We start from the raw sequence: 3219 nt of genomic DNA, 5'->3' as shown, positions 1-3219 counted from the left end.
TTCTGCGGCTGCTGCGTTTGCAGGACCCGCAGACGTATGTGACCGGACTTGGGCGGGATAATCTGGCGTTTAGCGTGCTGCGCGGCGAGAGCAAAAAGGACTTTGTCCTGAATTACGCGCGCGAGCATGCCAGCGAGCCGGGTATTGTGTACGCCGCGACCCGTAAGGACGTGGACGATCTGCATCAGCGTTTGCTGCAGGCGGGATTGCCAGCAGGACGCTACCATGCCGGGATGACGGACGATGAACGGTCCCAGAGCCAGGAAGCTTTTTTGTACGATGATATCCGGGTGATGGTGGCGACAAATGCGTTCGGGATGGGGATTGATAAGTCTAATGTGCGTTACGTTATTCATAACAGCATGCCGAAGAACATGGAGGCATATGTGCAGGAAGCCGGGCGTGCGGGACGGGACGGAGAGCCGAGCCAATGCATTTTGTTATTCGGAGCACAGGACATTATCACCCAGAAGTTCCTGATCGAGCAAAACCCGATGGAGGGCGACCGTAAACAGAACGACTACCGGAAGCTGCAACAGATGGTGGATTACTGCTACACGACGCGTTGTTTGCGCAGTGCGCAGCTGGATTATTTCGGTGAGGTGCATGAGGACAAGCCATGCGGCATTTGCAGTTCATGTACGGACGACCGCGAGCTGGTGGATATGACGATTGATGCGCAGAAAATTTTCAGCTGCATTCACCGCATGCGTGAACGATATGGTGTATCGTTGGTCGCTTCGGTGCTCAAAGGCTCCCGTGCCAAAAAAGTGCTAGATTACGGCTTCAACTCCCTGCCAACCTACGGCGTGATGGGTAATCGTACAGAGCGTGAGATCGCGGAAATCATCAACGTCATGGTGTCCGAAGGTTATCTGATGCTGTCCGAGGGGCAGTATCCAGTAGTTCGTTTGCAGCCGCTGGCGGTGGAAGTGCTCAAAGGTCAGCGTGAAGTGATGCAGCGTGTGGTTCGCAAGACGGCGGCAACGGCTTCGGGTACGAACTATGGTGGACGACGCGGACGTGATGCAATGCCATCTGCGGTTAACGAGACGGTATTTGAGCAGCTGCGTCTGATCCGTCGTGATTTGGCGGCGAAAGAGCATGTGCCGTCTTACATTATTTTCAATGATGCGACCTTGCGCGAAATGAGCGTGGTATGTCCAAGGACAGAACGTGACATGCTGGATATCAAAGGGGTCGGTGAGGTCAAGTACCGTAAGTACGGGCTGCCGTTCCTCGAGTTTTTCCAGAAGCAAACGGGCGAAGACGTGGATACGGATGATGATGCTTTTTATGAATACGAGTGAGATGTTGAATGAAGATTCTTACGTTTTGAAATGAAAAATATAGTCTGGTGGTCCAGACAAAGGTTGTGAACCATGAAAGTTATTCTCTCTACATTAAATGCAAAGTACATCCATACCTCTTTGGCCTTGCGGTGTCTGAAGGCGTACAGTGAGAAGGATTTTGATATTGAGCTGGCCGAGTATACGATTAAGGACCCGGTCATGAATATCGTGTCCGATCTGTATCAGCGCGGTGCTGACATGATCGGGTTCTCGTGTTACATCTGGAACATTGAAGAGACAATCAAGGTCATTGATATTTTGAAAAAGGTTATGCCTGAGGTGAAAATTCTGCTCGGCGGGCCGGAAGTGTCCTACGACACGGAATATTGGATGAACCGGATTCCCAATGTTGATTTCATCGTGATGGGTGAAGGGGAAGAGACGCTGCATCAGCTCTTGACGGAGCTGGAGGGAAGCAAGAAGTTCCATTTCGTATATGGACTGGCGTATCGCAAAGGGGAAGAAGTCATTCTCATGCCGGGACGGCCAAAAGCGGATCTGAATGATCTGCCGTCACCGCACCGTTTTGAAGAGGATATTCCGGAGCTCGGGAAACGGGTTGTTTATTTTGAAACCAGCCGTGGCTGTCCGTTCAGTTGTCAGTTCTGTCTGTCCAGTATTGAGGTCGGCGTGCGATATTACGATATTGAGCGGACAAAGTCGGACATTCTGTACCTGATTGAGAAGGGTGCAAAACTGATCAAGTTTGTGGACCGGACGTTTAACATCAAGCGGGATTATGCGCTCGAAATGTTCAAATTCCTGATCGAGAATCATCAGGGGACGGTGTTCCAGTTTGAAATTACGGCTGATATTATGCGTCCCGAGGTACTGGACTATCTGGCAGAGAATGCGCCGCCAGGCACATTCCGGTTCGAAATTGGGGTTCAGTCCACGAATGATCCAACGAATGAACTGGTGAAACGCCGCCAGAACTTCTCGAAGCTAAGTCGTACCGTGAACAAGGTCAAAGCCAGCGGCAAAATCGACCAGCATCTGGATCTCATCGCCGGATTGCCGGAGGAAGATTACAATACGTTCCGCAAGACGTTTAACGATGTATTTGCACTGGGGCCGGAAGAGCTTCAGCTTGGATTCCTCAAAATGCTGCGTGGTACCGGTCTGCGTCTGGATGCGGAAAAGTACAACTACACGTATATGGATCACGCGCCGTATGAGATTCTGGGAAGTGACGTGCTGCCGTTCAGCGACATCGTACGCCTGAAGCGGCTGGAGGATGTGCTGGAGAAATACTGGAACGCACATCGGATGGACCATACGTTGAAGTATCTGATGGAGCAAGAGTTCGATTCGCCATTTGATTTCTTCCAGGCGTTCGGGGATTACTGGGAGGGTCAGGGCTGGCAGAAGATCGGTCACCAGCTGGAGGATCTGTTCACCCGTCTGCACAGCTTCCTGGAGTCGCGCAACACACCGCACATGGATGTTGTGCTTGGCCTGATGAAGCTCGATTATTTCCTCGGCCACAAATACAAACCACGCAAAATCTGGTGGGAAGATCCGCTCCAGAAAGACCAGTGGGCGGGTTATATGAAAACGTTGGCTGAACGTCCGGAAGACGTTCGCCTGCCGCGTATTGCCGGTGCCACAGGCACGGCGTGGCTGGAAAGCAGCGGCACGAGTGCGATTGCCGCTGCGGGAAGTTCGGCTGCTGCCGGAGAAGACTCTGCCGCGGATGCGGCGGGTGTGATCGGCAGCGATGGCGCGGCGTCGCTCCCTGTGGGCGACGCAACAGGGTCCGCCGCGGATGGAGCGGCGGACGGGGTGGACGGCAACGCTTCGCGTGCGTTGCCGATGACCTCGGCCATGACCGCACAGACGGTCATGGGTGCCCGGGCTTTCGCCG

At 53.2% G+C, this 3219-nt stretch carries 2 protein-coding genes; both read left to right on the top strand.

The window, feature by feature from the left end:
- On the top strand, window positions 1–1310 hold a 1310-nt coding region (locus A6049_RS32175), incomplete at its 5' end, for a RecQ family ATP-dependent DNA helicase (RefSeq protein ID WP_063568460.1).
- Window positions 1311–1382: 72 nt separating this feature from the next.
- On the top strand, window positions 1383–3219 hold a 1837-nt coding region (locus A6049_RS32170), incomplete at its 3' end, for a B12-binding domain-containing radical SAM protein (protein WP_240321613.1).

Source organism: Paenibacillus sp. O199 (assembly GCF_001636635.1).
Classification (GTDB): domain Bacteria; phylum Bacillota; class Bacilli; order Paenibacillales; family Paenibacillaceae; genus Paenibacillus; species Paenibacillus marchantiae.
Note: the sequence above shows the minus strand (reverse complement) of the source record. Positions and strands in the feature narration are given on the sequence as shown.